The following is a 3,177-nucleotide window of genomic DNA, read 5'->3' on the forward strand; positions in this document are numbered from 1 at the left end:
AGCAGGGGCGGCCCATCGACATGGGCGCCATTCCGTTGGGCGGCGCAGTGTTCAGCCCGGGCGAAGGGCTTGCGGTGCGGCGACACCTCAATGGGCAATTGCTGATCGAAAGCGACGACGGCATGTACCGCTTGTTCGAAGCTGCGCCAGCAAACCCGTCGCAACTGCGTCTGAGCCAACTGGGTGATCGTAACGACAACCGTATCTATATCGACTATGACGAAGCCGGACGTTTGGTGCGCCTGCGCGATACGTTCGATCTGGTTCAGGTTGAGCTGATCCGTGATCAGGGCCATTTGAGCCGCATCGAACGCCTGTACCCGGATCAACGTCGCGAAGTGCTGGTGAGCTACGGCTACGACGCGGCGGGCAATCTGGTGCAAGTGCGTGATGCAACCGATCAAGTGCAGCGGCGCTTTGCCTACGATGCCGGGCGCAGAATGGTGGAGCATCAATTACCCACCGGATTGCGCTGTTTCTATGAGTGGGCGTTGATCGAAGGCCTGGAATGGCGCGTGGTTCGGCACTGGACCGATGAGGGCGACGCTTACCAGTTCGACTATGACCTGCAGGCTGGCCTCACGCGCATCACCGACGGCCTGCAGCGCGTGAGTACGCGGTACTGGAATACTCAGCATCAGATCATTCAGTACAGCGACAACCTCGGCCAGACTTGGCTATTTGAGTGGAATGACGAACGTCAGTTGCTCAGCGCGACTGATCCGCTGGGTGGGCGCTATGAGTACAGCTACGACGAGAGCGGCAACGTAATCGGCGAAACCGACCCGTTGGGCCGTAGTGATTCGACCTTGTGGCTGGAGCATTGGGCTTTGCCGCTGGTGGAAACCGACGCTGCCGACAACAGCTGGCAGTATCGCTACGACCCTCGCGGTAACTGCATCGCCGAGACCGATCCGCTGGGTTATATCACCCGCTATCGCTATGACGCCCACGGCCAGGTCGTGGAGATTGTCGACGCCACCGGCAAAAGCAAAAAGCTGCGCTGGAATGCATTCGGGCAGTTGGTCGAGCATATCGATTGCTCGGGCTACCCGACGCGTTTCAGCTACGACGACCGTGGCTATTTGCAGGTCATCACTGATGCCTTGGGTGAACGCACGCAGTTCAACTACGACGCCCAGGGGCGTTTGCTCAGCAGCCAATTACCGGATGGGCGCACCGAGCAGTATCAGCGCGACGCCAGCGGGCAGTTGGTGGGCTACACCGACCCCGCCGGGCACACCACACTCTACCAACACAACCGGCGAGGCCAGGTACGCCAACGCACCGATGCCCATGGGCGGCAGGTGCAGTTTGGGTATGACAGCTACGGGCGGTTGCAAGCGCTGGTCAACGAGAACGGTGAAAGCTATCGGTTTGCGTGGGACGCCGGTGACCGGCTGACCGAGCAGTGCAACCTTGATGGCAGCACTAAACGATTTACCTATGACGCCGTCAATAACGTAAAACGCGTCGAAGCCACTTCCGCGCCAGGAAGCGACCACACGCCCATCGAAGCACCGATTATTCAAGATTTGGAGCGAGATGCGATCGGCCGACTGACGGCCCGCATCACACCTGATGGGCAGTCCCGATTCCGCTACAGCCCGCCGCACCAATTGATTGAAGCTGTCGTCATTGATAATGACGGTAACGAGCAGCGCCTAGGCTTTAAATATGACGCGCTGGGTTATCTCATTGAAGAGCAAAGCTCCGCGGGCCATTTGAAACATCATTACGACGAACTCGGTAACCTTATCCAGACACAGCTGCCTGATGGACGCTGGATCAACCGAATGTATTACGGCAGTGGTCACCTGCATCAGATAAACATAGACGGGTATGTGATCAGCGACTTCGAGCGCGACCGCCTGCATCGAGAAGTGATGCGCACACAAGGCGATATCAGTACGCGCAGCGAATATGACCGTAGCGGCCGCTTGCGTATGCGCCAACGTCGGCATGCCAGTCGACCGTCGCTGATACCGGCCAACGATAAAGTCTATTTTGAATTTGATGCCAGTGATCTCCTTGTAGCGCGCGTCGAACAACTTCCCAAGGGTGAGCAACGCCAACTGCTGCACTACGACGCCACAGGTCGAATCATCGCCTGCCAAAGTAGTCGCCCAGCGCAGAATGAGACCTTGCGCTTCGACGCGGCAGCCAACCTCCTTGACGGTACATCCGATGTATCTGGGCGGGTGGTAAACAACCAGTTAATGGTGTTTCAGGATAAACGTTATCGCTACGACGGCTTTGGACGAGTGATTGAAAAACGCAGCAACCAGTATGGCTTGCAGTCTTTCAGTTACGACTCCGATCATCGTTTGATTGAAGTCCGAACCCGCAAAGCCTGCGGCGAAAGCGTGGTCAGAATGCGCTATGACGCTCTGGGCCGACGAGTTGAGAAAACCGAACATGACAGTCAAGGTCATCTCATTGGTCGCACGCGCTTCGACTGGGATGGTCTGCAGTTACTGCAAGAGCATAAAAACAATCAGACCAGCCTGTATGTTTACAACGGCAATGGTCATGAACCGTTGGCCAGGATCGACGGTGTTAACGCAACTCAACGCGTTCGTTACTACCATAACGATCCCAATGGATTGCCCCAGGCCTTGACGGAAAGTGACGGACACCCGCTGTGGCGTGCTGACTATCAAATATGGGGCAATACCATCGACGAGCCTCGTGAACCGTACTTCATTGAGGAACAAAACCTGCGCTTTCAGGGACAGTATCTGGACCGGGAAATAGGGTTGCACTACAACACGTTCCGCTTTTATGACCCTGATGTGGGACGTTTTACCACTCCCGACCCAATAGGCTTGACAGGCAGCCTGAACTTTTACCGCTATTCGCCAAACCCTTTCACTTGGATCGACCCGTTAGGCCTAAAAGAAAACGAAATTATTCGGTATATGGGCAAAAGCGAGACCGTTTCCTCCAAAGCGGCCAACGGCGGGAAAGGAGGCTTGGTTCCGAATATCAGAGGAGAGAAAGCGGTCTGGGTCAACCATGACAGCAATCCTGGGTTCAATCCAGGCAAGGAAGAGTACCGCGTGGTAGCGACCGTCAATAACGAAGGGGTGAGCATGCTCAACGACCATAAGGACATTTCTACCGTTGACTATAAAGAGACGGGCCTCAAAGATGGCGTACTCTCCAAGACCAATG

1 protein-coding gene is annotated in these 3,177 nt (G+C 56.0%); it reads left to right on the forward strand.

Translation table 11 applies throughout. The annotated features are described in order from the left end of the window. A partial coding sequence (locus HBO41_RS29295; RefSeq protein WP_169988763.1) for an RHS repeat-associated core domain-containing protein occupies positions 1 to 3,177 on the forward strand: 3,177 nt, incomplete at both ends.

The sequence above is a fragment of the Pseudomonas sp. WS 5146 genome, from assembly GCF_012985495.1.
In the GTDB taxonomy this organism is placed as follows: Bacteria; Pseudomonadota; Gammaproteobacteria; order Pseudomonadales; family Pseudomonadaceae; genus Aquipseudomonas; species Aquipseudomonas edaphica.